This is a genomic window from Nocardioides albertanoniae (assembly GCF_006716315.1).
Taxonomy (GTDB): Bacteria; Actinomycetota; Actinomycetes; order Propionibacteriales; family Nocardioidaceae; genus Nocardioides; species Nocardioides albertanoniae.
On the sequence record NZ_VFOV01000001.1, the window covers coordinates 3896503 to 3922015 of the forward strand.

Here is a 25513-nt window from a genome sequence, read left to right on the forward strand (position 1 = left end):
CCGACATATGGGATCGACACACAGTTGCCCCGGATCGAGTGGCGATCTACGCCAGGTCCTCCGGCGTGGTGACGGGTCGATCGCAGACGAAACCCCGACAGACGTACGCCGCCGGCCTCCCGCCGACCGGAGTGCGGCCGATCAGCAGCGGGATGTCGTCGCGAGCTCCGTCGGTGACGACCACCACCGCGCCCGGCTTGCGCCGGGCCTTGGCCGCCAACGCGTCGCGGTCGGCCCCGGGCGGGCCGACGACCACGATCCCGAGGGGTCCGTCGCTCATCGTGACCGACGCCGCCAGCGACCAGCCGGCGAACCGGGGCACCTTCGTCATCAGGACGCTCGTGGCGGCGAGCGCCTCCTCGGCGGCGGTGCGGAAGCGGCCCTCCCCGGTGAGCGCGTGGGCGGTGAGGAGCGCATGCACCATCGCGCTGGTGCCGCTCGGGCTGGCGTTGTCGGAGGAGTCCCTCGGCCTGGTCACCAGCGCCTCGGCGTCGTCGGCGGTGTCGTAGAAGCCGCGGTCCTCGGCGCGGAAGTGTGCCAGCGCGGTGTCGAGGAGGGCGCTCGCGCGCTCGAGCCAGACCCGATCCCCCGTCGCCTGGACGAGCGCGAGGAATCCCCCGGCCACGCACCCGTAGTCCTCGAGCACGCCGGCATGCGCCCCGGCCACGCCGTCGCGGCTGACGCGGAGGAGGCGAGCGTCGCGATCGGGCGAGACGACGTGGAGCCGCCACAGCAGCTCACCGGCCTCGAGCGCGGCATCGAGATAGCGACGCTCCTCGAGCAGCAGCCCGGCATCGACCAGCGAGCTGATCGCCAGGCCGTTCCATGCTGCGACGACCTTGTCGTCGCGCTCCGGCCGCACGCGCTGCTCCCGGGCGGCCAGGAGCCGTGCCTTCACCGACTCGAGACGCTCGGAGTCGGCGGGCCGGTGTCGCAGCTGCAGCGTCGAGGCGCCCTCCTCGAAGGTGCCGGCCTCGGTCACCTCGAAGGTCTCCGCCGCCCAGGCTCCGTCCTCGGCCCCGAGGACCTCGACCAGCTCGGCGGGGGTCCAGACGTAGAACTTCCCCTCGACGCCCTCGCTGTCGGCGTCGAGCGCGGACGCGAAACCGCCCTCTGCGGTGCCGAGCTCGCGGATCATCCACTCGGCGCTCTCGCGGGCGATCCGGTCGCCGTTGCCGGTGTCCAACCGGGCGTAGAGACCGATCAGCTGGGCGTTGTCGTAGAGCATCTTCTCGAAGTGGGGCACCACCCAGCCCCGGTCGACGGCATAGCGGGCGAAACCGCCTCCGACCTGGTCGTACATGCCGCCGCCGGCCATCGCCGCTGCCGTGCGGGCGAGCATGTGCGCCGCCTTTCGCGCGTGCTCGCTCTCCAATCCGGCCAGGGCGGCGCGCCGCAGGAACTCCAGCACCATCGACGGCGGAAACTTCGGCGCACCCCCGAACCCGCCCGCCATCGGGTCGAACTCCTCGGAGAGCTTCTCGACCGCGGCACCCGGGTCGACCTGCGACGAGCCGGCAGCATCGGGCGCGGTGGGAGCTGCAGCCAGATGGCGGCGTACGTTGTCGGCGACGTCGCCGATCTCCGATCGCCGCTGCGTCCAGGCCTCCGCGAGCGCCTGCAGCACCTGGGTGAACGCCGGCTGCCCGTGACGAGGTGTGTCGGGGAAGTAGGTGCCGGCGAAGAACGGGTTGCCGTCGTGGTCGAGCACGACGGTCATCGGCCACCCACCGGAGCCGGTCATCGCCGTCGTCGCCGCCATGTAGACAGCATCGACGTCGGGCCGCTCCTCGCGGTCGACCTTGATGTTGACGAAGTGCTCGTTCATGTAGGCCGCGGTCGCCGCGTCCTCGAACGACTCGTGGGCCATCACGTGGCACCAGTGGCAGGCGGCATAGCCGACGCTCAGCAGGATCGGAACCTCGCGCCGCCGAGCCTCCTCGAACGCGTCGGTGCCCCACTCCCACCAGTCGACCGGGTTCTGGGCGTGCTGGAGGAGGTACGGCGAAGTTGCAGACGCGAGTCGGTTGGCCACACCCCCAGCCTCGCACGCACGCGAGCCGGCGGCGTGGATCTGTCCCAGGAGATGGGTCCTGTGCCGCCTGTGGGTCCACCGACCCCGAGGGTTCATCGTCGGTTCGCGTCCGGTTGGCCAGCACGGAGGCTGATCCCGGTTGGATCTAGGTACGGATCAGCCACCGCGTCTCGTTCCTCGGTGCAGATCGAGCCGGGCTGGTCCCACCCTCCCCCAGCCACAGGACCCACATGAACCTGAGCAAGCCGCTCCTCGTCGTCGGCGCACTGGTCGTCGTCGGCGCCATCGCCCTCGGCGGACGCTTCACCGGCTCCGCCCCGTCGGCCGCCGACGAGACGAACGCCGCCGCGGCCGGCGGCGGCACGCTCCGCATCGGGGTCGAGAGCACCGAGCCGGTCTACTACGAGCGCGGCGGCGAGGCCAAGGGCTTCGACCATGACATGGCCCGCAGCGTCGCCGAGGGCATGGGCCTCGAGCCCGAGTTCGTGGCGATGGAGCTCCACGAGCTCTTCCCCGCCCTGCGTGAGGGAAAGATCGACATGGTCGGAGCCCAGGTCACCAAGACCTCGGACCTCGAGCGGGAGTTCGACTTCAGCGCGCCCTACTTCTCGACGTACGTCGCCTTCCTCACGCCGCGCGGATCGACCATCCACACCCGTGGTGACATCAACGGGAAGAGGATCGCGGTCGTCGACGGCGCGATCCAGGAGTCCTACCTCGAGGAGAAGTACCACGACGTCGAGATCGTCAAGGCGCCGAACGTCGGGGCTGCGCTCACCTTGATCGGTCGAGGCGAGGCCGACGCGCTCTTCCACGGAGCCCCCTATGCGCAGTCGATCATCAAGAGCGCACCCATCGCCTTGGACGAGCCGATCGTCTACCCGGTCAAGGACGCCCCGATCGCGTTCGTCGTGCGGTCCGGCGACCAGCGACGGGAGCAGATCGACGGGGTCTTGAAGGACATGGTCCTCGGCGGCGAGTGGCTGCGGATCAAGACCGCCTACTTCGAGGCGGACCCGCTCTCCGACGTGTTCGGCGACAAGGGCTCCTGAACCTGGCGGCATCTGGCGGCATACGGTCAAGCACGGGCGACGGACGATCAACCCGGACGGCCGTGCCGCGGCGAGGATCGAAGGGTGACGACGACTTCGCCAGACTCCCTTGCCGCCCCGACCGCCCCTCCAGGTCGCACGACCCCCGTGGTGGCGCTCGCCGCCGGGATCGCGATCCTGGTCACCAGCGAGTTCCTGCCCGCGGGCGTGCTGCCCACCATGGCGCGCGACCTCGGGGTCAGCGAGGGCACCGCCGGGCTCGCGGTGGCGGCGACCGCGATCGCCGGAGCGCTGACCGCGCCCAGCATCGCCATGCTCCTGCCGCGGACGGACCGGCGTACGGTGCTGGTCGGTCTGCTGGTCGCGGCAGCCGTGGCCAACCTGGCGGTCGCGTTGGCGCCCGGCTTCCTCGTGCTGCTGGCCGGCCGTCTCCTGCTCGGGGCGGCGCTGGCCGGCTTCTGGTCGTTCGCCTTCGCCGCCGGGACGTACGCCTCGCCTGGCCACGACCACGTCATCTCGACCTCGATCGCGCTCGGGGTCACGGTGGCCACGATCGTCGGTGTGCCGCTGGGCTCGCTGCTCGCCGACGGCCCGGGCTGGCGCTGGGGGTTCGTCGGCGGCGCGGTGCTGAGCCTGCTCGCCGGTGTCGCCGTGGCACGGGCGCTGCCGTCGGTGCCCGCCCACCCCGGAGCCGGGCTCGCCATGATGCGCCGGGCCGTGCGCAACCCGCGGCTCGTCGCCGGAGTGGCTCTCGTCGTCGTGGTGGTGCTCGGCAACTTCGTGGCCTACCCGTTCATCCGGATCGCGATCGCCACCACCTCGCCCGGTGACGGCATGTGGATGCTGGTGCTGTGGGGCGTCGGCGGGCTGTTCGGCAATCTCGCCGCCGGGCGGTTCGCCGCACATCTGCGGGTCACGGTCACCGCGGCTGCCCTTCTCCTCGCGGCCGGGCTGATGCTGACGCTCCTCGCCGAGAGCACCGCCGTGATGGCGCTCGCGATGCTCGTCTGGGGCTTCGGGATGAACATGGTGCCCGTCGCCACGCAGCTCTGGGTCACCCGCGCCGAGCCCGAGCGCACCGAGTCGGCGCTGGCGCTCCAGGTCACCGCGTTCCAGATCGCGATCACCGCGGGAGCGGCGCTAGGAGGCGCGTTCCTCGACAGCTACGGGGTCGGGCGGGTGCTCCTCGTCGGTGCGGTGTCCGCTGCCGTCGGCGCGGCCGGCTTCGCCGCGATCCGGGTGCCGCGCGACTGAGCCGTCTCGCCAGGCCTGCGGCCCGATGCCGTGCAGAGCGGTGAAGATGCGGCTGAACGCCGCCCCCGAGCCGTAGCCGACGGCGTACGCCACCTGCTCGACCGGGCGGTCGCCGCCGGTCAGCAGGGCGCGGGCCGCCCGCATCCGCACCTCCCGCAACGCCTCGCTCGGGCTCTGCCCGAGGCTGCGCCGGAACCGCTCCCCCAGCGCCGAGCGCGAGAGGTGCACGGACCCCGCCATCCGCTCGACCGACCAGGCATCGCCCGGGTTCGCCGTCAGAGCAGTCATCACCTGCTCGACCGCGGGGTCCAGCGCCGGGGGCTCCTGCCGACCGATCTCGCGTCCGCTGTCCTCGAGCCAGGAGGCCGTCATCGCAGCCCCGAGCAGCAACGCATATCCCGACGCGAACAGCACCATGGGGCTGCACGGTCCGCTCAGCGGGCAGCGGCGCACCAGCGCGGCCACCCCGCTGTGCCGGCCGGCGAAGTCACGCACGACCAGCGGGTTGGCGAGCGGGTAGGGCACCGAGACCGCACGCAGATCGGCGACCGTCACCGCAGCGCCGTCGTGGGTCGCCAGCCGGTGTCGGACCTGGCCGCCGACCAGAGCCGCGTCACCGGTGCGGAGAAGGTGTGACTGGCCCGCCGCGGTGAGCACGACGGTGCCGTCGTCGACCAGCATCCAGGAGGCGCTGCGTACGTTGTCACCGGCGGAGCCGGCCGCCAGCCGCTGCTGGTGGACCTGGGTGATCTCCCATGCGGGGCCGGCCTGGTTCACACCAGGACCAGCGCGCGAACGACGCTGGGCTATTCCCGCCCAGCCCGAGCGGCCCGGCGGTCAGTCGGGAGCGTCGAAGGGAAGCGCGGCATGGGCCGAGCGGATGTGCTGGTCGACCCGGTCGGCCGCGAGCGCACCGTCGCCCGACTCGATCGCCTCGAAGATGGCGTGGTGATCGGCCCGGAGCTGCTCCGCGACCGTCTCCCACTCGGAGCCCATCACTTCGAGGGCACGCAGGATGGGTCGACGCATCGAGTCACGCAGCGCGATGGTCATGTCCGCGACCAACCGGTTGCCGCTCGCCTCCGCGATCGCGACGTGGAACGCCGTGTCGAGATCGTTGAACCGCTCCCGGCCCACGCCCGGCTCGTCCATCCCCTCCAGCGCCTCGCGGATCGGCTCCAGCTCGTCGGCCCCTGCGTTCTCGGCCGCGAGGGTCGCGCTGGAGCGCTCCAGCATCACGCGGGCGGCGATCACGTCGAGCATCGGGAAGTTGGCCAGCGCCACGTGCAGGCGGAGCAGCCGGGTCAGCGCAGCGCTCGGCAGCGCCGAGACCACGGTGCCGGCGTCCTTGCCGGACCCGACCGAGGAGCGCACGACTCCCTGCGCCTCGAGGCCGCGGATGGCCTCGCGTACGGCCGACCTGCTGACCTGGAGGTGGCTGGCGAGATCGCGCTCGCCGGGCAGCCTGTCACCGACGCGGAGCGTCCCCGCCAGGATCTGCTCCTCGATCTGGTCGAGGACCAGCTCGTGGGAGCGGCTGCGCGTGACCGGGCGCCAGGGCGCCTCCGCGCCGCCCGCGATCGGTTCCGTGTCGGTCGCGCCTTGCTCGGCCATGCGGCTCTTCCAATCTCTTGACGAGGTGACAGCCGTCACTATACAGTCCACACCTATGGTCAGACCACAGCATGGTCGGGCCAGATTAGCCTACACGTGGCAGACCCCTGGAGGTCCCGATGTACTCACCCGATCTCGCGCCGATCGCTGACAGCCTGGCGTGGTCGTCTCTGGTGGCGGCACTCCCGCTCCTGACGATCTTCATCACGCTCGGCGTGCTGCGCTGGAAGGCGCACGTCTCGGCTCTCGCGGCGGTGGCCGTCGCGCTGGCCGTCGCGATCTTCGAGTACGACATGCCCGCTCACCTGGCGCTGCTCTCGGCCTCCGAAGGTGGCGTGTTCGGGCTCTTCCCGATCATGTGGATCGTGCTCGGCGCGCTGTTCCTGCACCAGCTCACCGTGGTGAGCGGGAAGTTCGAGGATCTGCGGGCGACCTTCCACCTCATCTCCGAGGACACCCGGATCCAGGCGATCATCATCGCCTTCTGCTTCGGTGGTCTGCTCGAGGCGCTCGCTGGGTTCGGCGCACCGGCGGCCATCTCCGGGGTCATGCTCGTCGCGGTCGGCTTCCCCGCGCTGCGCGCCGCGATGGTCGTGCTGCTGGCCAACACGGCGCCGGTCGCCTTCGGCGCGATGGCCATCCCGATCATCACCGCCGGCACCCTGACCGGCATCCCCTACGAGGAGATCGGTGCCGTCGTCGGCCGGCAGACCCCGTTCCTGGCCCTGTTCGTGCCGCTGATCCTGGTCTTCGTGGCCGACGGTCGCCGTGGCGTACGCGAGGTCTGGCCGTTGGCTCTGACCGTCGGCGCCGTCTTCGGCCTGGCCCAGTTCGTCAGCTCCAACCTCGTCTCCGTCGAGCTCACCGACGTCGTCGCCTCGCTCTCCGGACTGGCCGCCGCCGTGCTCATGCTCCGCGTGTGGAAGCCGAAGGGTTCGGCCGAGGCCGCCGAACGGCTGCTGGGTTCGCCCGACTCCGGCACCGACTCCGGCACCGACTCCGGCACTGGCACCCGCACCGGCGGGAGCGGAGGCGTGGTCCTCGACACGAAGAAGGAGCTCGCCCAGGTCGCCGAGCGCGCCGCGCTGCTCACGCCCGGCCGCATCACCATGGCGCTGTTCCCCTACCTGCTCGTGATCGCCGTCTTCTGCATCGCCAAGCTGGTGCCGCCGGTGACCGACTTCCTGGCCGCCACCGACCGCAAGATCGAGTGGCCGGGCCTGCACGGCGCCGTCGACTCCGCCTCCACGGTCTACACCTGGCAGTGGCTCTCCTCCCCCGGCACCCTGCTGCTCCTCTGCGCGATCGTCGTCGGACTGGTGCAGGGCGTGAAGGCGCGACGCATCCTCGGCGAGCTCGTCACCACCGTCATCACCCTGCGCTTCGCGTTCCTCACCGTCGCGTCCGTCCTCGCCCTGGCGTACGTCATGAACCTGTCGGGCCAGACCCAGACCATGGGTCACTGGATCGCCGGCACCGGCGCGGCCTTCGCCTTCCTCTCCCCCATCCTGGGCTGGCTCGGGACTGCGGTGACCGGCTCCGACACCAGCGCGAACGCGCTCTTCGCGACGCTCCAGCAGAGCGCGGCCGAGCAGGCCGGGCTCGACCCGCACCTGATGGTCGCGGCCAACACCTCCGGCGGCGTGGTGGGCAAGATGATCAGCCCGCAGAACCTCACGATCGCCGCGGCGGCGGTCGGCCTGGCCGGTCGCGAGTCCGACATCTTCCGTCGGCTCGTCGGCTGGAGCCTGGGGCTGCTGTTCCTCGTGTGCCTGCTCGTCGGCCTGCAGTCCACCGTGCTCAGCTGGATGGTGAGCCGATGATCTCGCTGCCCGGTCACGGCCTGCGCGTCGCGCTCTTCGCCACCTGCTTCAACGACGCCATGTGGCCCGAGACCCCCAAGGCCGTCGTCACGGTCCTGGAGCGGCTCGGGGTCACCGTCGAGTTCCCGCTGCAGCAGACCTGCTGCGGACAGATGTTCACCAACACCGGATACGCCCGCGAGGCGCTGCCCCTGGTGGAACGGTTCGCCGATGTCTTCGACGACTACGACGCGGTCGTCGCTCCGTCCGGATCCTGCGTGGGCAGCGTGCGCCACCAGCACGCCGGGGTCGCCCGCGGATGCGGCCGAACCGACCTCGCCGACCGTGCGACCACGACCGCTGCCAACGTCTACGAGCTGAGCGAGCTGCTCGTCGACGTGCTGGGCGTGACCGACGTCGGCGCGACCTTCCCGCACCGCGTCACCTACCACCCGACCTGCCACTCGATGCGCATGCTGCGGGTGGCCGACAAGCCGCTCCAGCTGCTGCAGAACGTACGCGGCATCGACCTCGTCGACCTCCCCGCGGCCGAGGAGTGCTGCGGCTTCGGTGGCACGTTCGCGATGAAGAACGCGGACACCTCGGTCGCGATGGGAGCCGACAAGGCGCACCACGTGCGCGAGACGCAGGCCGAGGTTCTGGTTGCGGGCGACAACAGCTGCCTCGCCCACATCGGTGGTCTGCTGAACCGGCAGCGAGCCGGCGTACGAGTCATGCACCTGGCCGAGGTGCTCGCCTCCACCGAACGAGACTTCGCGGCCGAGAACGACCTGAGAGCCCCGACCGACACGGAGGTGACGGCATGAGCGGCACGTTCCTGGGGATGCCGAAGTTCCAGGCCGCTGCCCCCGAGGCGCTGGCCAACTCCCAGCAGCGGCGAAACCTGCAGCACGCGACCCACACCATCCGGGACAAGCGGGCCCGGGTCGTCGAGGAGCTCGACGACTGGGAGGAGCTGCGGCAGGCCGGCGCGGCCATCAAGGACAACGTCCTGTCCCACCTCGACACCTACCTGGTGCAGCTGGAGGAGTCGCTCACCCGGGCCGGTGCGACCGTGCACTGGGCCAGCGACGCGGACGAGGCCAACCGCATCATCACCTCGCTCGTGCAGGAGACCGGCACCGACGAGGTGGTCAAGGTCAAGTCGATGGCGACCCAGGAGATCGGCCTCAACGAGGCGCTCGAGGAGACCGGCATCGCCGCCTGGGAGACCGATCTGGCCGAGCTGATCGTCCAGCTCGGCCATGACAAGCCCAGCCACATCCTGGTGCCGGCGATCCACCGCAACCGGGCCGAGATCCGCGAGATCTTCCTGAGCGAGATGGGCCAGGTCGGCACCCCACCCCCGGGCGACCTCTCCGCCGACCCGCGCGACCTGGCCGAGGCGGCGCGCGTGCACCTGCGCGAGAAGTTCCTGCGCGCCAAGGTCGCCGTCTCCGGGGCGAACTTCGCGGTCGCCGAGACCGGCACCCTGGTCGTCGTCGAGTCGGAGGGCAACGGCCGGATGTGCCTGACCCTGCCCGAGACCCTGATCAGCGTGGTCGGCATCGAGAAGGTGCTGCCGAGGCTCGAGGACCTCGAGGTGTTCATGCAGCTGCTGCCGCGCAGCTCGACCGGCGAGCGGATGAACCCCTACACCTCCACCTGGACCGGCATCACGCCCGGCGACGGCCCGCAGCAGGTGCACGTGGTGCTGCTCGACAACGGACGCACCGACGCGCTCGCCGACAGCGTCGGCCGCCAGGCGTTGCGCTGCATCCGTTGCTCGGCCTGCCTCAACGTCTGTCCCGTCTACGAGCGCGTCGGCGGCCATGCGTACGGCTCCGTCTACCCGGGCCCCATCGGCGCCATCCTCAATCCGCAGCTGCGCGGCACCACCAGCGAGGTCGACCAGTCCCTGCCGTACGCATCGTCGCTGTGCGGCGCGTGCGGCGACGTCTGCCCGGTGGGCATCGAGATCCCCGAGCTGCTCGTCCATCTCCGCACCCGGGTGGTCGACGAGCAGCGCGGCGGGATGCCGTCCGGCGAGCAGATCGCCATGAAGGGCGCGGCCTGGATGTTCTCCGACCATCGCCGCTGGGAGATGGCCCAGAAGGGCACCGAGCTCGGCGGGCGGGCGATGAAGAAGAAGGACACGATCGGGCGTCTGCCGGGGCCGCTGTCCGCCTGGAGCGATGCCCGCGACTCGCCCACGCCACCGACCGAGACGTTCAGATCCTGGTGGAAGCGCGAGAAGGGAGGCCAGTCATGAGCACCCGCGACGAGATGCTGGGGCGGATCGGTGCGGCTCTGGCCGGCGCCGATCGGCGACCCCCGCCCGACTACACCTACGGCGCCGTCACCCCGCTTCCCGACATCGCCGATACCTTCGTCGAGCGCGTCGAGGACTACCGCGCCGTCGTCGAGCGGGTCGACCCGGAGGGCCTCGCCGACGCCGTGGTCGCGGCGCTCGACGGCGCCGCCCGCGTGGTCGTGCCGCCCGCTATGCCGGCCGAGTGGCTGGACGGGTTCACCGAGCTCACCCGCACCCAGGTCGTCACCGACGACGGGGCGCTCTCCGCCGACGACCTGGACCGCTTCGACGCGGTGGTCACCGCTGCCGCCGTCGGGATCGCCGTCACCGGCACCGTCGTCCTCGACCACGGACCCGACCAGGGCCGCCGTGCCCTTTCTCTGGTGCCCGACCTGCACGTCTGCATCGTGCTCGAGTCCCAGCTGGTCGGCGACGTACCGGAGTCGGTCGCGCCGCTGCGTGCCGCCGTCGAAGCAGGCCGTCCGCTCACCTGGATCAGTGGTCCCTCGGCCACCAGCGACATCGAGCTCGAACGGGTCGAAGGGGTGCACGGCCCCCGCAACCTGCACGTCCTGCTCGTGCGCGACCTGCTCGTACACGACACAGCACCCGACACAGCCCCCGACTCAGCCCGTGCCACCCCGGCATGACCGACGCCGCCGCGGAGGCCTTCTACCGCCTGACCCCGCCGCCCCGACCATCGGCACCCGACCACCCCGAGGAACCACCCATGAGCACCACCCCTAACGTCCGCCCGTTCGCCGAGCTGGGGCTCGGCGACCTCGAGCAGGTCGGCGGCAAGAACTCCTCGCTGGGCGAGATGGTGAGCAACCTGGGCTCGTTGGGCGTCAACGTCCCGGACGGCTTCGCCACCACCGCCGACGCGTTCCGGCGCTTCATCGGCGACACCGGCCTGGCCGAGGAGATCTCCCTCGCCCTGAAGAACCTCGACACCGACGACACCCAGGAGCTCGCCCGGGTCGGCCGGGACCTGCGAGAGGCCGTCGCCAGCCGTCCCTTCCCCACCGACGTCGAGGCCGACATCCGGGCTGCGTACGAGACGCTGGCCGGCGGCCGCGACGACGTCTCCTTCGCCGTACGCTCCAGCGCGACCGCCGAGGACCTTCCCGATGCGTCCTTCGCGGGACAGCAGGAGACCTTCCTCAACATCGTCGGTGTCGACGGCGTGCTCCAGGCGATCCGCGAGGTCTTCGCCTCCCTCTACAACGACCGGGCGATCGCCTACCGGGTGCACCACGACTTCGACCACGACGCGGTCGCCCTCTCGGCCGGAGTGCAGCAGATGGTGCGCTCCGACGTCGGAGCGTCCGGCGTCATGTTCACCATCGACACCGAGTCGGGGTTCGACGACGCCGTGTTCGTCACCTCGTCCTACGGCCTGGGCGAGGCCGTCGTGCAGGGCGCGGTGAACCCCGACGAGTTCTACGTCTACAAGCCCTCGCTCCGCGCCGACCGTCCGGCGGTGCTCAAGCGGGGCGTCGGCTCGAAGGCGACCAAGATGGTCTACACCGACGACCCCGCGATCGGGCGCACCACCGAGTTCGTCGACACCGACCCGGCCGAGCGGGGCATGCTCAGCCTGACCGACGCCGAGGTCGAGACCCTCGCTCGAAACGCGCTGGTCATCGAGGACCACTACGGGCGCCCGATGGACATCGAGTGGGGCAAGGACGGCATCGACGGCGAGCTCTACATCCTCCAGGCCCGCCCCGAGACCGTGATGTCGCGCGCTGTCGCCGGTGTCCAGCGCCGGTTCCGGATGGACGACAACGACGGCACGGTCATCCTGGAAGGGCGGTCGATCGGCCAGAAGATCAGCTCCGGCGCCGTACGCGTGATGACCTCGATCGACCAGATGCACGAGTTCCACGCGGGCGAGGTGCTCGTCGCCGACATGACGGACCCCGACTGGGAGCCGATCATGAAGCGCGCCGCAGCGATCGTCACCGGCCGTGGCGGCCGGACCTGCCATGCGGCCATCATCGCGCGCGAGCTCGGGATCCCCGCCGTGGTCGGCACTGGCGACCGTATCGCCGCGCTCACCGACGGTCGCGAGGTCACGGTGTCGTGCGCCGAGGGCGACACCGGCCTGGTCTACGACGGCAGGCTCGCCTTCACCGTCGAGGAGACCGAGCTGTCCGCGATGCCCGAGATCCCGACGAAGATCATGATGAACCTCGGCACCCCGGAGCAGGCGTTCTCCTTCGCCCAGCTGCCCAACGCCGGTGTCGGCCTGGCCCGCCTCGAGTTCATCATCAATCGCCAGATCGGCATCCACCCGAAGGCTCTGCTCGGCCACGACTCGCTGGCCGAACCGCTGCGCTCGCAGGTCGCGGAGGCGACCAAGGCCTACCCGAGCCCGCGCGGCTTCTTCGTACGGCGGGTCGCCGAGGGCGTCTCGACCCTGGCCGCGGCGTTCGCGCCGGAGCCGGTGATCGTGCGGATGAGCGACTTCAAGTCCAACGAGTACGCGAACCTCGTCGGCGGTGAGCTCTACGAGCCACACGAGGAGAACCCGATGCTCGGCTACCGCGGCGCCTCGCGCTATCGATCCCCCGACTTCGCCGACTGCTTCGCCATGGAGGCCGAGGCGCTGAAGTACGTCCGCGACGAGATGGGTCTGACCAACGTACGTATCATGATCCCGTTCGTCCGCACGCCCGCCGAGGCCGAGGGCGTGATCACCCAGCTCGCCGACCACGGGCTGGTGCGCGGCGAGAACGGCCTGCAGATCGTGATGATGTGCGAGGTCCCGTCCAACGCGATCCTGGCCGAGCAGTTCCTCGAGCACTTCGACGGCTTCTCGATCGGTTCCAACGACATGACCCAGCTGACGCTGGGCCTGGACCGCGACTCCTCGCTGGTCGCCGGCTCCTTCGACGAGCGCGACCCGGCGGTGCTCTTCATGCTCGACCGCGCCATCAAGGCCTGCCACGAGGCGGAGAAGTACGTCGGCATCTGCGGCCAGGGCCCCAGCGACCATCCTGACCTGGCCGAGTGGCTGCTGAAGCAGGGCATCGAGTCGATGTCGCTCAACCCCGACACCGTTGTCGACACCTGGCAGGCGCTCTCAAGAGTGACGATCGGCTGAGGAAGCGCTCCGGCGACGCGCTCGGGCGCCGGAGTCAGATCTCGAGCAGCGGCAGCACGTCGGCGATCGAGCTGACCACGCTGGTCGGCCGGAAGGGGAAGGTCTCGATCTGCCCAGGACGGGTGGAACCGGTCTCGACGAGGATGGTGCGCATGCCGGCTTCGAGGCCGCTGATGATGTCGGTGTCCATCCGGTCGCCGATCATCACCGTGGTCTCGGAGTGGGCCTCGAGCTGGTTGAGGGCGCTGCGCATCATCAGCGGGTTCGGCTTGCCGACGTAGTAGGGCTCGCGCTTGGTGGCCGCGCTGATCAGCGCGGCCACCGACCCGGTCGCCGGAAGCGTGCCCTGCGGGCTCGGCCCGCTCGGGTCGGGGTTGGTCGCGATGAATCGGGCGCCGCCCTCGATCAGCCGGATCGCCCGGGTGATCGCCTCGAACGAGTAGGTGCGGGTCTCGCCGAGCACCACGTAGTCGGGGTCGTTCTCGGTCATCACGTAGCCGACCTCGTGCAGGGCCGTGGTCAGACCGGCCTCACCCACGACGTACGCCGAACCGTCCGGGCGCTGGTCGGCGAGGAACTGAGCGGTGGCCAGCGCCGAGGTCCAGATCGACTTCTCGGGCACGTCGAGACCCGACCGCAGCAGCCGCACCCGGAGGTCACGCGGGGTGTAGATCGAGTTGTTGGTCAGCACCAGGAACGGCACGTCGGCCTCGGCAAGCTTGGCCAGGAACTCGGCGGCGCCCGGGATCGGTTCCTCCTCGCGCACCAGGACGCCATCCATGTCGGTCAGCCAGGTGTTGATGGGGCGCTCGTCGATCATGGGCTCATCCTTGCCGATCGCGGCCCCGCCGCCAACCGTCTTCCGCTGACTCAAGACGGCTCATGGCACCCGACCTCGGCAGCACTGTGATCGACGCCACCACTACTTTCCCCTCCAGTCAATAGTGCTTTCGGCCCGCCGGGAGCATTCTTCGGCCCGATGCTCCGACCCGCTGACCAGCGAAGACTGACACCGTCCCAGCATCGTCCTCGGAGGAAGAGATGAAACGCACCGTAGTTCCGCTGACCGTCGTCGTGGTCTCACTGGCGGCCGCACTGGTCCCAGCGGCCTCGATGGCCGCTCCGGCCACACCCCAGAAGCAGACCCCGCACCAGAACCAGCCGCTGGACAAGATCACGTGGGAGAAGTGCCCCGCCGAGATCTCGCCCGTGCCGATCCCGGAGCGGATGCAGTGCGGCACGTTGAAGGTGCCGCTGGACTACAGCAGACCCGACGGCCGCACCATCGACATCGCGGTCTCACGGCTGCCGAGCAAGAACCCCGACAAGCGGCGCGGCATCCTGGTGACCAACCCCGGTGGCCCCTCGGCCGGCGAGAACTATCCGGCGATGCTCGTGGCGCTGGGGCTCCCGCAGAGCGTCCAGGACAGCTACGACGTGATCGGTTTCGACCCGCGTGGCATCGGCCGCAGCACCCCGGTGACGTGCGACCTCACCGCGGAGCAGCAGGTGACCGGCAACATCCCGCCGCACGCACGCGACGCCGCCGACGTGGCCGAGCACGCGGCCGTGAGCAAGCAGATCGCCGAGCAGTGCGCGACCTCCAAGACCGCCGCGATGCTGCCGCACATCAGCCCGGCCAACACCGCACGTGACATGGACCGGATCCGTGCCACGCTGGGCGAGTCGAAGCTGTCGTACGCCGGCGCCTCCTGGGGCACCCACCTGGGCGCGGTCTACACGACCCTGTTCCCGCAGCGCAGCGACCGGATCGTGCTCGACAGCAACATGGGTCCGGGCGGCTGGGACTACGCGAGCGACCGGCTGTGGTCGCAGGGCGTCGAGGAGACCTTCCCGACCTTCGCCACGTACGCCGCGGCGAACCACCGCGAATACGGCCTGGGCAAGAGCCCGAAGCAGGTGCGAGCGAAATACTTCGACCTCGCCGAACAGCTGGAGAAGAAGCCGATCCAGACGCCGGACGGCCCCTTCGACCAGGTCTCGTTCCGGCTGATGAACTTCGCTCTGCTCTACGGCCCGACCCAGCTGCCGCTGCTGGCCGAGACCTGGAAGGCGGTCGACGCGAACCAGCCGCCGCCACCGCTGCCCGGAGGCGATGCCGTGGGCGATGTCGACAACCTCATCTCCGGCCGCTACTACCAGGTCTGCAACAACGCGCAGTGGCCGAAGTCGGTCGCGACCTACCAGCGCAACGTCGCCGTCGACCGGGTCCGTTATCCCCTGTTCGGCGCGGCCGGCGCCAACATCACGCCTTGCGCCTACTGGCCAGAGCCTGCCGAGCCGCAGGTCCAGATCACCGATCGAGGGCCGTCCAACGTGCTGATGGTGCAGAACCTCCGCGACCCGGCGACGCCGCTCGCCGGCGCGCGGGACATGCGGAAGGCGCTGGGCAAGCGGGCCACCATGGTGACCGCCGACCAGAGCGGCCACGGTGTCTACCCGGCCGGCAAGAACCGCTGCGCGAACCATGCGGTGACGACGTACCTGACCACGGGCGAGCGGCCGGCGCGCGACTACCACTGCTCGGCCGACGCCGCACCGCAGTGAGCCGGGCCCGCTAGATTGGCCGGATGGAGACCATCGACGGCGAGCCGGTGCTGGACCGGCCCTCCGTGACCGAGGTCGAGGCCTACTTCGAGTCAGCCGCAGCCGAGACGCGTGCCGTGTGGCTGCGGCTGACTCGCAAGGGCATCGCCCCGGCCTCCTTGTCGTCGGACGAGCTGGTCGACGTCGGCCTCTGCTTCGGCTGGGTCTCCGCCGTACGCCGCCGAGGCGATGACGAGACCTACCTGCAGCGCTACACCCGCCGACGCCCGCGTTCGAAGTGGTCGCGGGTCAACATCGCCAAGGTCGATCGGCTCAGCGCCGAGGGCCGCATGCGTGCCGGCGGCCTGGCCGAGGTGCGCGCTGCCCAGGCCGACGGCCGCTGGGACAACCCCTGGGCCTGAGTCGTCCCGTGATGACCGGGTCAGCCGGGCAGTCGCGCGACGCTCAGCCGCGCTCGAGCTTCTTGCCCAGCCCACCGACCATCGAGCCGACCGCCAGCGAGAGCAGGCCGCGGACGAGGGGTGCCGTGGGGCCGGCGCCCTTCGCGACCTCGACGGCGACGGTCCAGGTCAGCCGCGACCCGGTCGGCGTCGGCTCCACGACGTAGTCCTCCGCGAAGCGGCGGATGCCGGGGCGGCTCGACTCGACGACCGCGAAGGTCATCCGCTCGTTCTCGTCCCACCGGTAGAACTTCTCGCGCACGGTGGCCACGCCGCCGACGGTGACCTCCCGCACGGTGCCGACGCCGTAGGGCCGCGGCCCGACCCAGCGGGTCTTCGTCACGCCGGGACCCCACGAGACCACGGCGTCGTCGGCCGACAACGCCGCCCACAGCGTCTCGGCCGACACATCGGTCTCGAGCACCTTCGAGGTGCGGGCCGGGGCGGTCCGGAAGAAGTCGTCGTCAGCGGATCGGAGCGGGTGCCAGGTCATCGGGTCAGCCTTTTCGAGCTCGAGGAAGGGACAGCGACATCGTCGTCGATGCACGAGCGTAGGAACCTCGCGGCACGGCGAAGCGCTCGACGCGCCTGTGGCGCCCATCGATCATCCTCGAGGGCGCCGACAGCGGTCCTCCCGAGCTCACCCGGCGAAGACGTACGGGGCCAGGTCGGGCTCGCGGGGAGTGCGGTCGTGCAGCACGAGCTCCTTGGCGATGGCCGTCATCGAGTTCACGTACTCGGTGGCGAACTGCAGCGTCTCGACCCCGGGCATCAGCAGCTGGGTGCAGACCGAACCGGCGATCCGGTCAGGGTCTGCCGGACCGTCATGGTCCAGCGCATCGATGGCCAGCGCGTAGGCGGTCGGGTCGTAGGAGCCGACGGCGATGTGCTCGGAGGCGACATCGAGCGGGCACACGTCCTGGATCGCGACGTTGGTGATGCGGCCGTCTCCGGTGTGCAACGAGCTGGTGCCCGAGTCGTCGAGCGCGGGACGTACGAACTCGTCGGTGCGGGTGTAGATGTTCGTGTAGGAGATGCCCGCGAAGGTCTCCTGCCCTGAGTTGGTCGCCCGGGTGAAGTCGGAGCCTGCCGTCTGCTGCCACAGCGACGGCGAGCACCCTACCGCGGGCGGGCACAGCGCGTGGATCATGTAGGAGCCGTGGTTGGTGGCACCGAAGCCGACGTAGTCGTCGACCAGGGCGCGGATGTCCGGCCAGAACCGGAGGGCGAACCGGGGCACCAGGCCGCCCTGGCTGTGGCCGAGGATGTCGACCTTGTGACCGCTCGTCCGGTGGATGTGGCGTACGGCGCTGACGACGTACTCGGCCGAGACCTGCGCGTCGGACATCGCCCGGTTGGGCATCGCCACCGTGCAGTAGGGCCGGTCCTGCTGCGCCATGGCGCGCAGCCAGTTCCACCCGAAGTTCTCCTCCGGCGTCATCGTCGTGCCGTGCACGAAGAGCACGACACCGCGCTGGGACCGCTCCACGTTCGCGGAGCAGACCAGGCTCTTGGCCAGGGTCGCCTCCGGCACCGAGAGCGCCGGCCCGGGCCGGTCGATCGGAGCGAACTCCTGCTTCTCGCTCGACGCGGACCGGTCGGTCGCCGCGGCCGGACCGCTCGCCATCACGGACGCGCTCACCATCATGGCCAGGACCGACACGATCGACGCGATCGACATGGCCGGCGACAGTCGTCTGTTCCTACTCACCAGAGTCCTCCTTCGTTGGGCGAGGGCATTTCGCCACGTCGCCGACGGCGGTGCGAATGTGACATCACTCGCATGACTGCTCTGTTTACCTCATAGAACTCAGTCATGCAACACTTTCTATTTATGTCTCATCGTCTCGTTTGTGCCTGTGTCGCTTCGCCAAAGGGCTCTGTTGCAAGCCGCCTTGCTACTCTGATGCACCATCGCAACAGGACACACCGCTGCGGACGTCGCCCGGAGGAGGGCCCATCAGCAAGACACCACTGGCGCGGCAGCTGGCCGGCCCGAAGGCACGGCCCGAACCGCTGACCGCGTTCAAGGTCGCCCGACGTTGGTTCCAGGAAGGCCGTCGCATCGAGATGCGTGATCTGGCCGACGAGATCGGCGTGAGCCGGGCGACCCTGTTTCGCTGGGTAGGCGGTCGCGACGAGCTGCTGACCGAGGTGCTGTGGTCGCTGGCGGAGCCGACGTTGCGCGATGCGGTGCGTGCGGCGCCGGGCACTGGCGGGGCGAAGCTGGCCGGCGCGCTGGAGAGCTTCAGCGAGACGCTGCTCTCGACGGACTACTTCAGCGTCTTCCTACGCCGCGAGCCCGAGCGTGCCCTGCGGGTGCTGACCACTCGCGCAGGTTCGCTCCAGGGCCGGATGACGACTGCGATGCAGGAGCTGCTCGACGATCACCTGGACCCTGCCAAGCTCCCCATGGAGGCTCCCGACCTGGCCTACCTTCTGGTGCGCGTGGTGGAGACGTTCCTCTACACCGACATCATCACCGGGGAGCAGGCGGATCCTGCCAAGGTCGGCCAAGCGGTCGCGGCGCTGCTGCGCGACTGACCCGGCGCGCCGAGCCTGTCGCTCCTCCTGGTGATGCGGCCCCAGGTCAGTCGCTGATCAGCCGTCCTGCCGAAGGTCGCCCTCGACCCGCGGAGGCACGTGGGAGAGGGCGGCCTGGACCAGCGTGACGCGGGTCTTGACCACGACAGCGCGGCGCAGGCGGCCGATGTCGTCGTCGAGCTGCCGCTCGACGGACGCCTTGATCTCCTCCTCGGAGAAGCTCGGCCGCCCGCCGACCGGCACATCGGTGTCCGGCAGGTCGGTGAGCACGGGGAAGATCTGGGTGCCGATGCCGTCCAGGAGCTTGAACCGCTTGAAGCGGTCCATCTCGTCCCAGGTCTGGTCGATGTCAGCGCCGCGCTTGCGCCCTCTCCTGCTGGAGGCAAGCACCGTCTTCGCCGCCCCCGTCAGGGCCACGGTGAGCTCATGCTCGGTAAGTCGCATAGGGCCTAGCATGCCCCGGACCGGTTCGTGCGTCGTCGCCGGGCCGATCGCCGAGCGATCTCACCGTGGCCTTCGGCGTCAGGCGGCGTTGAAGGTTGCCGGGTCCGGGCCGGTGCGGCCGTCGCTCTCCAGGGCGTCGATCGCGGCCAGGTCGGCATCGGTGAGGTCGAAGCCGAACACGTCGAGGTTCTGCGCGATCCGCGACGGGGTCACCGACTTGGGGATGACGATCCGGCCCTGTTGGAGGTGCCAGCGCAGGATCACCTGGGCGGCGGTGCGACCGAGGCGATCGGCGATCGCGGTGATGGCCGGGTTCTGGAGCATCGCGCCCTGGGCGAGCGGGCTCCATGCCTCGGTCGCGATCTCGAGCGCGTCGTTCGCGGCGACGGTGGCACGCTGCTGCAGCGCGGGGTGCAGCTCGATCTGGTTGACGGCCGGCACCGTGCCGCCGAGACCGACGATCCGGTCCAGGTGCTCGGGCAGGAAGTTCGAGACGCCGATCGCGCGGGTCCGGCCCGCGGCGTACAGCTCCTCGAGGCCCTGCCAGGCGCCGACGTACAGGTCACGGGCCGGCGTCGGCCAGTGGATCAGGTAGAGGTCGACGTGGTCGAGGCCGAGCAGCTCGAGGCTCTTCTCGTACGCCTCGACCGGTCGCTCGTGGTCGGCGTTCCACAGCTTCGTGGTGACGAAGAGCTCCTCGCGGGCGATGCCCGAGCTCTTCAGCGCGCGGGCGACGCCGGCCTCGTTGCCGTAGACCGCGGCGGTGTCGATGCTGCGGTAGCCGGCCTCGAGGGCTGCCGTCACGGCCGCCTCGGTCTCGTCGTCCGGCACCTGGAAGACGCCGAACCCGAGCTGCGGCATCTCGACGCCGTTGTTGAGGGTGATGGTGGGAATGGTCATGATGCTTCCTTCTCTCTGATGTGGTGGAGCGAGGTTCAGGCGGGGACGGGAACGGACGTACGCCGCTCGCCGCCGGGCGCGCGGACGGCGACCAGGAGCACGACGAGGCCGACGGCGGTGACCGCGGCGCCCGCCCACAGGGGCGAGGTGTAGCCCAGGCCGGCGGCAAGGGTGACGCCGCCGATCCATGCGCCGAGCGCGTTGCCGAGGTTGAAGGCGGCGATGTTGGCTCCGGAGGCCAGCGTCGGCGCACGATCGGCGTAGCCCATCACCCGCATCTGCAGGGCCGGCACGGTGCCGAAGCCGACGGCGCCCATCAGTACGAGCGCGACGACGGTCAGCACCTGGCTGGTGGCGACGAGGGCGAAGGCGGCCAGGACCGCGGTCAGCGCGACCAGGAGCACGGTGAGGGTCTTGACCAGGTCACGGTCGGCGGCTCGGCCGCCGAAGATGTTGCCGAAGAAGAGGCCGACCCCGAAGAGCACGAGCAGCAGCGGCACCGCGCCGGCCGAGAAGCCGCTGACCTCGGTCAGCGTGAAGGCGATATAGGTGAACCCGCCGAACATGCCGCCGTAGCCGAGCACGGTCATGGCGATCGAGAGCCACACCTGGGGGCTCGCGAACGCCGCCACCTCGATGCGTACGGACGGGGCCGCCTCCTCGCTGCGGCCGGTGTGCTCCGGCACGAGGAGGGCGATGCCGATGAACGCGATGATGCCGATGGCGGTGATCGCCCAGAAGGTCGAGCGCCAGCCCGCGGCCTGACCGAGCAGGGTGCCGAGCGGCACACCGAGGACGTTGGCCAGGGTGAGGCCGCCGAACATGAAGGCGATCGCGCTCGCCTTGCGGTCGGGGGCGACGAGCTGGGCGGCGACGACGGAGCCGATGCCGAAGAAGGCGCCGTGGCACAGGGCGGCGACGATCCGGCCGGTCATCATCGTGGCGTAGTCGGGCGAGATCGCGGAGATCAGGTTGCCGAGGATGAACAGCACCATCAGGCCGAGCAGGGCGAGCTTGCGGGGCACTCGGGTGAGCAGCAGGGTCAGGCCGATCGCGCCGACCGCGACGCTGAGGGCATAGCCGGAGATGAGGTAGCCGGCGGTGGTCTCGCTGACCGCGAAGTCGGCGGAGACCTCGGGCAGCAGGCCCATGATGACGAACTCGGTGAGGCCGATGCCGAACCCTCCTATCGCGAGGGCTAGCAGTGCGACGCGCATGGGTGACTCCTTGGTCGAGATGTTCGTGACGGATTGCGTCTGTCGATAGTCCGCGCGTGCAGTAGTTGCACACGCTTCGTATTTATAGTTGCACACGCGCACTATCGGCGCAATTCGGGTATGCTGGGAGCGTCCACGAAGGAGGACCCATGGGAATCGCTGATGACGCCGTCGAGATCCGCACGCAGGGGTGGCGCACGCTGGCGGCCGTGCACGGCCTGATCGAGGCCGCGCTCGAGAAGGCGCTGCAGCGCGAGCACGAGCTGTCGGTCGTCGAGTTCACCGTGCTTGATGCGCTCAGCCGCCAGGACGGTTGGCACATGCGCATGCAGCAGCTCGCCCGTGCAGCCGCACTCTCCTCGTCGGCCACGACCCGACTGGTGACGCGACTGGAGAACCGCGGCCTGCTCACCCGCATCCTCTGCGCGGACGACCGGCGCGGGATCTACACCGAGCTCACCCCGGCCGGCCGCGCCCTGCTCGAGAAGGCCCGGCCCCTGCACGACGAGGTGCTGCACTCCGCCCTCGACGATGCGGCCGAGATCCCCGAGCTCGCACCCCTCGTGCACGCGCTCGGATCATTGACGCCGGCCTGACCGGCCCGGGCCGCCATCGCAGCTCGCCTGACTCGTCTCGCTGGCTGCCGAAAGACAATTCGTTCACTTGAGCCGAGAAAACGGACGCCCGTCCGCCCGGACCTAGCGAACGAACGTTCTTTCGCCGACTTGGGCGACGGGCCAGCCCCGCCGATCAAGCCACCCGATCAAGCCAGCCATCCGTTGCGGCGAGCTGCGAGGGCGGCCTCGGTCTTGTTACGGGTGCCGGTCTTGCCGATCGCGGCGGAGAGATAGTTGCGCACGGTGCTCGGCGAGAGGAAGAGCCTGCCGGCGATGTCGGCGATGCTCGAGCCGTCCTCGGAGGCAGCGAGCACGTCCCGTTCCCGCGAGGTCAGCGGGTTGGGGGCGGCACGCAGCGTCGCGGCGGCCAGGTCAGGATCAAGGACAGTCTCGCCGGCGAGCACCCGGCGGATCGCGTCGGCAAGCTCCTCGACGGGTCCGTCCTTGACCAGGAAGCCGGCAGCACCCGCGGCCATCGCCTCACGGACATATCCGGGCCGGGAGAACGTCGTCAGGATCATCACCCGACACCCCGGCACTCGCTCGGCCAGCTCCGCGGCCGCCTCGAGCCCGCTCATCCCGGGCAGCTCGATGTCGAGCAGCGCGACGTCGGGCTGCACCTCGATCGCGGTCGGCACGATCTCGGTGCCGGTGCCGACCTGCGCGACCACCTCGATGTCGTCCTCGAGCCCGAGCAGCACGGCGAGCGCGCCACGCATCATCGCCTGGTCCTCGGCGAGCAGGATGCGGATCACGACGCCGGCACCGTTGCCTCGAGACGGAACCCGTCAGACCCGGGCCGTACGTCGAGACGCCCGTCGACCGCACGCAGCCGTTGCCGCAGTCCCTCGAGCCCGCCGGACCTCTCGTTTCCTACCGGACCACCGATCCCGTCGTCGACCACCGTCAGCCGGAGCTCCCCGGCATCCTTGGTGATCTCGAACCGGCAGCTCGCCGCCCCGGAGTGACGCAGCACGTTGGTGGCGCCTTCGCGCACCACCCACGCCAGCGCCTGACCGGCTAGGTCGGAGACATCGGCCGAGCCGGCGCTCACGGACGTGCTGATCCCGGCAGCGTCGAGCGCGCGACGGGCTCCGTCGAGCTCTTCGGCCAGCGAGAGCGTCTTCATCTGGTCCACCGCGATCCGCATGTCGGCGAGCGCGGCGCGGCCGACGTCCTCGATGTCGGAGGCATGTGCGGCCGCCGCCTCGGGGTCACGAGCCGCCAGGCGGCGTACGGCCTCGGCCTTGACGACCATCACGCTCAGCGTGTGGCCGAGCAGATCGTGCAAGTCGCGTGACATCCGGGCACGCTCCTCGGCGACCGCCACCCGGGCGAGCTCCTCGCGGGTGCGGCGCAGCTGTTCGATGACCTCGAGGAGGCGCAGGAACGATGTGGTCGTCACGGCGCTGAGCAGCACGCCGCCGACGCTGATCAGATAGGCGTCGCCGACCCCGTCGATGGCCGCGATGGCGATCGCGGCGCCCGCAGTGGCAGTCGCGACGGCCAGCACCAGGCGCCAGCCGCGCAGCGCCACCGGCGCGATGATGGCGAGCACACCCCAGACCGTCTGCCACCCCTCGCCCTGCAGCGCACCGAGCACGATCAGCGCGACGAGCCCGACCAGCGAGGCGACCACCCGAGCCGGTGGCCGCGCGGCCGGCCCGGAGAGTCCGCTCGCCAGCACGGTGAGCACCGCGACCGCGGCGATGGCCACCACCAGCACGACCTGGGCTACGCCACCGACGACGCCGCCCGAGAGGCTCAGCAGCGGGAAGAGCAGCAGCACCGGCAGCCACACCAGCACCACGCCGTGGCGCCGCAGGTGACACCTCAGGGCTGACACGGTCATGACCCTACCGCCGCCGCAGACCGGCGATGACCACAACAGCGACCACGACGTGCAGGCTCGCCAACCCCAGCCCGGCAGCGACGGTGAGCGCGCTCGTCGGGGTGATCAGCGAGACCACCGCGATCCCGACGGCCAGCATCGTCCAGCGCCTGGCGCCGCGCTCGGCGTGCCCCTGCCACCACCGCAGCAGAGCCCCACCGACGAGCGCGATCAGCAGGGTGCTGACGATCACCGCCCCGATCCCGATCTGCTGGGACTCGCTGCCGGTCTTCGCCTCGAGGTCCACTCCCCCGACCTGGGTCCACAGCATCCACGTGACCGCTGCCGCAGCGGCCGCGGCGGCCGCCACCGCGGCGACCCGCGGCCAGGCGACCCGACTGCGTTCCCGGGTCTCGTTCAACACGGTTGTCATCTGAGCTCCTCCGTCCCCACCGCCCCTCGTGGGCGATGGCTCAAGACTCCCGCCAGGAGGACCTCCGCCGTCAGATCCGATTGTCCGGACCCGAGCGTGACAATTGTCAGGAGGCTGTAGGCGCCTGTGCCTATGGTGGAAACATGCGCATCGCCATCGTCGGCGGCCACGGCAAGGTCGCCCTTGAGCTCCATCCGCTCCTCGTCCGCGCGGGCCACACCCCCGTCGCGCTCGTCCGCAGCGAGAACTACCGCGCCGAGCTCGAGTCGCTCGGCGCCGAGGTCGGGCTGCTCGACATCGAGTCCCAGGACGCCACCGAGTTCGCGGCGGCCTTCGAAGGCTGCGACGCGGTGGTCTTCGCCGCCGGCGGCGGCCCCGACGGCAACATCGAGCGCAAGCGCACCGTCGACCTGGAGGGCTCGACGAAGTCCGTCGAAGGTGCTGAGAAGGCGGGCATCCGACGCTTCGTGCAGGTCTCGGCCATCAGCGTCGACGAGCCCGTCCCCGACGACGCTCCCGAGGTGTGGAAGGCCTACGTCGCGGCCAAGCGCGACGCCGACGTCGCCGTGCGCGCCAGCAACCTCGACTGGACGATCCTGCGCCCCGGCACCTTGACCGACGACCCGGCGACCGGGCAGGTACGCCTGGCCCCGAAGCTGGAACGCGGCAAGATCACCCGCGCCGACGTGGCCGCGGTGATCGTCGGCCTGCTCGACGACGACGCCACCATCGGCAAGCAGTGGGAGCTCGTCTCCGGCGACGCCTCGGTCACCGACGCGATCGCCGCCGCCCTCTGATCAGGGCCGAAGCTTCAGCAACCCCTTGACGTACGCCGCCTGGCCGATGTGCTGGGCGGCGTCGTCGACGATGCTGACGAGACGGACGGCGCCGCTGACCGGCGGGTTCCAGTGCTCGTCGACGATGCGGCCGAGGTCGTCCTCGCTCAGCCCGTCGACGAGCTTCGTCGTGGCCTCGTGCACGGCCTGGTAGTAGCCCGTCAGCAGCGTCGGGTCCTCCAGCCGGAAGGCCGCGACCTCCTCGGTGCTCTGCCCGTATCCCATCGCGGCGCGCTCGTAGGGCAGGTCGAACCGCTCCACCCATCCGTCGCTGGTCCAGACCTCGTCGGTGCCGGCGAGCGGCGCGATCTGGGCGTCTTCCATCCGGGCGATGTGCCACAGCGTCCAGGCGATCGAGTTCGCCCTGTCGTAGGGCTGCCAGAGCAGGTCGTCGACCGAGAGCCCGTCGACGATGCCGGGAAGGGTCGCAGCGATCCGGCCGAAGCCGTCGGTGAGCAGGCGCTGGTGCCAGGTTGCAGTCATGTCTTCCGTTCTACACC

At 70.4% G+C, this 25513-nt stretch carries 25 protein-coding genes; 12 read left to right on the forward strand and 13 right to left on the reverse strand.

Going from position 1 to position 25513, the window contains the following annotated elements:
* Positions 1–46: 46 nt before the first annotated feature.
* Positions 47–2035 carry a thioredoxin domain-containing protein gene (locus FB381_RS18765; protein ID WP_211352491.1) on the reverse strand — a complete coding sequence of 663 codons (1989 nt, stop codon included), beginning with the start codon at positions 2033–2035 and terminating at the stop codon, positions 47–49.
* A gap of 230 nt (positions 2036–2265) precedes the next feature.
* On the opposite strand from FB381_RS18765, the gene FB381_RS18770 reads away from it, so the two are divergent.
* Positions 2266–3087 carry a substrate-binding periplasmic protein gene (locus FB381_RS18770; protein ID WP_141781682.1) on the forward strand — a complete coding sequence of 274 codons (822 nt, stop codon included), beginning with the start codon at positions 2266–2268 and terminating at the stop codon, positions 3085–3087.
* Between the two features lie 84 nt (positions 3088–3171).
* On the forward strand, positions 3172–4341 hold the full coding sequence (locus FB381_RS18775; protein ID WP_141781683.1) for an MFS transporter: 1170 nt from the start codon (positions 3172–3174) through the stop codon (positions 4339–4341).
* Here the strand turns inward: FB381_RS18775 and FB381_RS18780 are convergent.
* Both FB381_RS18780 and FB381_RS18785 read right to left on the reverse strand, forming a co-directional pair.
* On the reverse strand, positions 4228–5118 hold the full coding sequence (locus FB381_RS18780) for a helix-turn-helix domain-containing protein (RefSeq protein ID WP_141781684.1): 891 nt from the start codon (positions 5116–5118) through the stop codon (positions 4228–4230). The two genes, FB381_RS18775 and FB381_RS18780, sit on opposite strands and share 114 nt — an antisense overlap.
* 60 nt (positions 5119–5178) lie before the next feature.
* On the reverse strand, positions 5179–5955 hold the full coding sequence (locus FB381_RS18785; RefSeq protein ID WP_141781685.1) for a FadR/GntR family transcriptional regulator: 777 nt from the start codon (positions 5953–5955) through the stop codon (positions 5179–5181).
* 119 nt (positions 5956–6074) lie between these two features.
* Here FB381_RS18785 and FB381_RS18790 point away from each other — a divergent pair, with 119 nt between their 5' ends.
* The 5 genes from FB381_RS18790 (at position 6075) to ppsA (ending at position 13183) form a co-directional block, all read left to right on the forward strand.
* The gene (locus FB381_RS18790) at positions 6075–7778 is read left to right on the forward strand and encodes an L-lactate permease (RefSeq protein ID WP_141781686.1); all 1704 of its coding nucleotides are present in this window, start codon (positions 6075–6077) and stop codon (positions 7776–7778) included.
* Positions 7775–8584 (forward strand): (Fe-S)-binding protein, encoded by an 810-nt coding sequence (locus FB381_RS18795; protein ID WP_141781687.1) that lies wholly within the window; start codon positions 7775–7777, stop codon positions 8582–8584. The genes FB381_RS18790 and FB381_RS18795 overlap by 4 nt, the downstream gene beginning before the upstream one ends.
* Positions 8581–10029 (forward strand): LutB/LldF family L-lactate oxidation iron-sulfur protein, encoded by a 1449-nt coding sequence (locus FB381_RS18800; protein ID WP_211352492.1) that lies wholly within the window; start codon positions 8581–8583, stop codon positions 10027–10029. The genes FB381_RS18795 and FB381_RS18800 overlap by 4 nt, the downstream gene beginning before the upstream one ends.
* Complete coding sequence (locus FB381_RS18805) at positions 10026–10721, forward strand: LutC/YkgG family protein (protein WP_141781688.1); 696 nt, start codon at positions 10026–10028, stop codon at positions 10719–10721. Before FB381_RS18800 ends, FB381_RS18805 begins: the two co-directional genes overlap by 4 nt.
* 80 nt (positions 10722–10801) lie before the next feature.
* Positions 10802–13183, forward strand: a complete 2382-nt coding sequence (gene ppsA, locus FB381_RS18810; RefSeq protein ID WP_141781689.1) for a phosphoenolpyruvate synthase — start codon at positions 10802–10804, stop codon at positions 13181–13183.
* Between the two features lie 34 nt (positions 13184–13217).
* Here ppsA and FB381_RS18815 read toward each other — a convergent pair whose 3' ends face one another.
* Complete coding sequence (locus FB381_RS18815) at positions 13218–14003, reverse strand: HAD-IIA family hydrolase (RefSeq protein ID WP_141781690.1); 786 nt, start codon at positions 14001–14003, stop codon at positions 13218–13220.
* 221 nt (positions 14004–14224) lie between these two features.
* Between FB381_RS18815 and FB381_RS18820 the strand changes: the two genes are divergently transcribed.
* Together FB381_RS18820 and FB381_RS18825 are read left to right on the forward strand one after the other, a co-directional pair.
* Positions 14225–15751, forward strand: a complete 1527-nt coding sequence (locus tag FB381_RS18820; protein WP_141781691.1) for an alpha/beta hydrolase — start codon at positions 14225–14227, stop codon at positions 15749–15751.
* A 23-nt stretch (positions 15752–15774) separates the two neighbouring features.
* On the forward strand, positions 15775–16152 hold the full coding sequence (locus FB381_RS18825) for a YdeI/OmpD-associated family protein (protein ID WP_141781692.1): 378 nt from the start codon (positions 15775–15777) through the stop codon (positions 16150–16152).
* Between the two features lie 43 nt (positions 16153–16195).
* On the opposite strand, the gene FB381_RS18830 is transcribed toward FB381_RS18825, so the two are convergent.
* Both FB381_RS18830 and FB381_RS18835 read right to left on the reverse strand, forming a co-directional pair.
* Entirely contained in the window at positions 16196–16684 is a 489-nt protein-coding gene (locus FB381_RS18830; RefSeq protein WP_170225230.1) for an SRPBCC family protein, read from the reverse strand.
* 147 nt (positions 16685–16831) lie between these two features.
* A complete protein-coding gene (locus FB381_RS18835; RefSeq protein ID WP_211352493.1) occupies positions 16832–17902 on the reverse strand; it encodes an esterase/lipase family protein in 1071 nt (356 codons plus the stop codon).
* Positions 17903–18261: 359 nt separating this feature from the next.
* Here FB381_RS18835 and FB381_RS18840 point away from each other — a divergent pair, with 359 nt between their 5' ends.
* Positions 18262–18735: a QsdR family transcriptional regulator gene (locus tag FB381_RS18840; RefSeq protein WP_170225231.1), complete on the forward strand. Its 474-nt coding sequence runs from the start codon at positions 18262–18264 to the stop codon at positions 18733–18735.
* Between the two features lie 57 nt (positions 18736–18792).
* Here FB381_RS18840 and FB381_RS18845 read toward each other — a convergent pair whose 3' ends face one another.
* From FB381_RS18845 to FB381_RS18855, 3 genes are all read right to left on the reverse strand, one after another.
* Positions 18793–19179, reverse strand: coding sequence for a hypothetical protein (locus tag FB381_RS18845; protein ID WP_141781694.1), 387 nt, complete (start codon positions 19177–19179; stop codon positions 18793–18795).
* Positions 19180–19257: 78 nt separating this feature from the next.
* Positions 19258–20079: an aldo/keto reductase gene (locus tag FB381_RS18850; protein WP_141781695.1), complete on the reverse strand. Its 822-nt coding sequence runs from the start codon at positions 20077–20079 to the stop codon at positions 19258–19260.
* A gap of 35 nt (positions 20080–20114) precedes the next feature.
* Positions 20115–21296, reverse strand: coding sequence for an MFS transporter (locus FB381_RS18855; RefSeq protein ID WP_342778427.1), 1182 nt, complete (start codon positions 21294–21296; stop codon positions 20115–20117).
* A gap of 149 nt (positions 21297–21445) precedes the next feature.
* Between FB381_RS18855 and FB381_RS18860 the strand changes: the two genes are divergently transcribed.
* Positions 21446–21892, forward strand: coding sequence for a MarR family winged helix-turn-helix transcriptional regulator (locus FB381_RS18860; RefSeq protein ID WP_141781697.1), 447 nt, complete (start codon positions 21446–21448; stop codon positions 21890–21892).
* Between the two features lie 167 nt (positions 21893–22059).
* Here FB381_RS18860 and FB381_RS18865 read toward each other — a convergent pair whose 3' ends face one another.
* Genes FB381_RS18865 through FB381_RS18875 form a run of 3 tightly spaced genes read right to left on the reverse strand, consistent with a single transcriptional unit; the run spans position 22060 to position 24177 of the window.
* Complete coding sequence (locus FB381_RS18865; RefSeq protein WP_141781698.1) at positions 22060–22668, reverse strand: response regulator transcription factor; 609 nt, start codon at positions 22666–22668, stop codon at positions 22060–22062.
* A complete protein-coding gene (locus FB381_RS18870; protein WP_170225232.1) occupies positions 22665–23759 on the reverse strand; it encodes a sensor histidine kinase in 1095 nt (364 codons plus the stop codon). The genes FB381_RS18865 and FB381_RS18870 overlap by 4 nt, the downstream gene beginning before the upstream one ends.
* 10 nt (positions 23760–23769) lie before the next feature.
* Entirely contained in the window at positions 23770–24177 is a 408-nt protein-coding gene (locus tag FB381_RS18875) for a DUF6069 family protein (protein ID WP_141781700.1), read from the reverse strand.
* 143 nt (positions 24178–24320) lie between these two features.
* On the opposite strand from FB381_RS18875, the gene FB381_RS18880 reads away from it, so the two are divergent.
* Positions 24321–24974, forward strand: coding sequence for an SDR family oxidoreductase (locus tag FB381_RS18880; RefSeq protein ID WP_141781701.1), 654 nt, complete (start codon positions 24321–24323; stop codon positions 24972–24974).
* Here FB381_RS18880 and FB381_RS18885 read toward each other — a convergent pair whose 3' ends face one another.
* Entirely contained in the window at positions 24975–25496 is a 522-nt protein-coding gene (locus FB381_RS18885; RefSeq protein ID WP_141781702.1) for a mycothiol transferase, read from the reverse strand.
* Positions 25497–25513 lie beyond the last annotated feature (17 nt).

Excerpts from the sequence above, each read along its gene's own strand:
- ppsA (WP_141781689.1), top strand. The coding sequence starts at position 10,802 with ATGAGCACCACCCCTAACGTCCGCCCGTTCGCCGAGCTGGGGCTCGGC.
- FB381_RS18840 (WP_170225231.1), top strand. The coding sequence starts at position 18,262 with ATGCGTGATCTGGCCGACGAGATCGGCGTGAGCCGGGCGACCCTGTTT.
- FB381_RS18790 (WP_141781686.1), top strand. The coding sequence starts at position 6,075 with ATGTACTCACCCGATCTCGCGCCGATCGCTGACAGCCTGGCGTGGTCG.
- FB381_RS18850 (WP_141781695.1), bottom strand. The coding sequence starts at position 20,079 with ATGACCATTCCCACCATCACCCTCAACAACGGCGTCGAGATGCCGCAG.
- FB381_RS18875 (WP_141781700.1), bottom strand. The coding sequence starts at position 24,177 with ATGACAACCGTGTTGAACGAGACCCGGGAACGCAGTCGGGTCGCCTGG.
- FB381_RS18820 (WP_141781691.1), top strand. The coding sequence starts at position 14,225 with ATGAAACGCACCGTAGTTCCGCTGACCGTCGTCGTGGTCTCACTGGCG.
- FB381_RS18770 (WP_141781682.1), top strand. The coding sequence starts at position 2,266 with ATGAACCTGAGCAAGCCGCTCCTCGTCGTCGGCGCACTGGTCGTCGTC.
- FB381_RS18815 (WP_141781690.1), bottom strand. The coding sequence starts at position 14,003 with ATGATCGACGAGCGCCCCATCAACACCTGGCTGACCGACATGGATGGC.
- FB381_RS18885 (WP_141781702.1), bottom strand. The coding sequence starts at position 25,496 with ATGACTGCAACCTGGCACCAGCGCCTGCTCACCGACGGCTTCGGCCGG.
- FB381_RS18855 (WP_342778427.1), bottom strand. The coding sequence starts at position 21,296 with ATGCGCGTCGCACTGCTAGCCCTCGCGATAGGAGGGTTCGGCATCGGC.
- FB381_RS18830 (WP_170225230.1), bottom strand. The coding sequence starts at position 16,684 with ATGACCTGGCACCCGCTCCGATCCGCTGACGACGACTTCTTCCGGACC.
- FB381_RS18880 (WP_141781701.1), top strand. The coding sequence starts at position 24,321 with ATGCGCATCGCCATCGTCGGCGGCCACGGCAAGGTCGCCCTTGAGCTC.
- FB381_RS18845 (WP_141781694.1), bottom strand. The coding sequence starts at position 19,179 with ATGCGACTTACCGAGCATGAGCTCACCGTGGCCCTGACGGGGGCGGCG.
- FB381_RS18805 (WP_141781688.1), top strand. The coding sequence starts at position 10,026 with ATGAGCACCCGCGACGAGATGCTGGGGCGGATCGGTGCGGCTCTGGCC.
- FB381_RS18825 (WP_141781692.1), top strand. The coding sequence starts at position 15,775 with ATGGAGACCATCGACGGCGAGCCGGTGCTGGACCGGCCCTCCGTGACC.
- FB381_RS18785 (WP_141781685.1), bottom strand. The coding sequence starts at position 5,955 with ATGGCCGAGCAAGGCGCGACCGACACGGAACCGATCGCGGGCGGCGCG.
- FB381_RS18860 (WP_141781697.1), top strand. The coding sequence starts at position 21,446 with ATGGGAATCGCTGATGACGCCGTCGAGATCCGCACGCAGGGGTGGCGC.
- FB381_RS18795 (WP_141781687.1), top strand. The coding sequence starts at position 7,775 with ATGATCTCGCTGCCCGGTCACGGCCTGCGCGTCGCGCTCTTCGCCACC.
- FB381_RS18800 (WP_211352492.1), top strand. The coding sequence starts at position 8,581 with ATGAGCGGCACGTTCCTGGGGATGCCGAAGTTCCAGGCCGCTGCCCCC.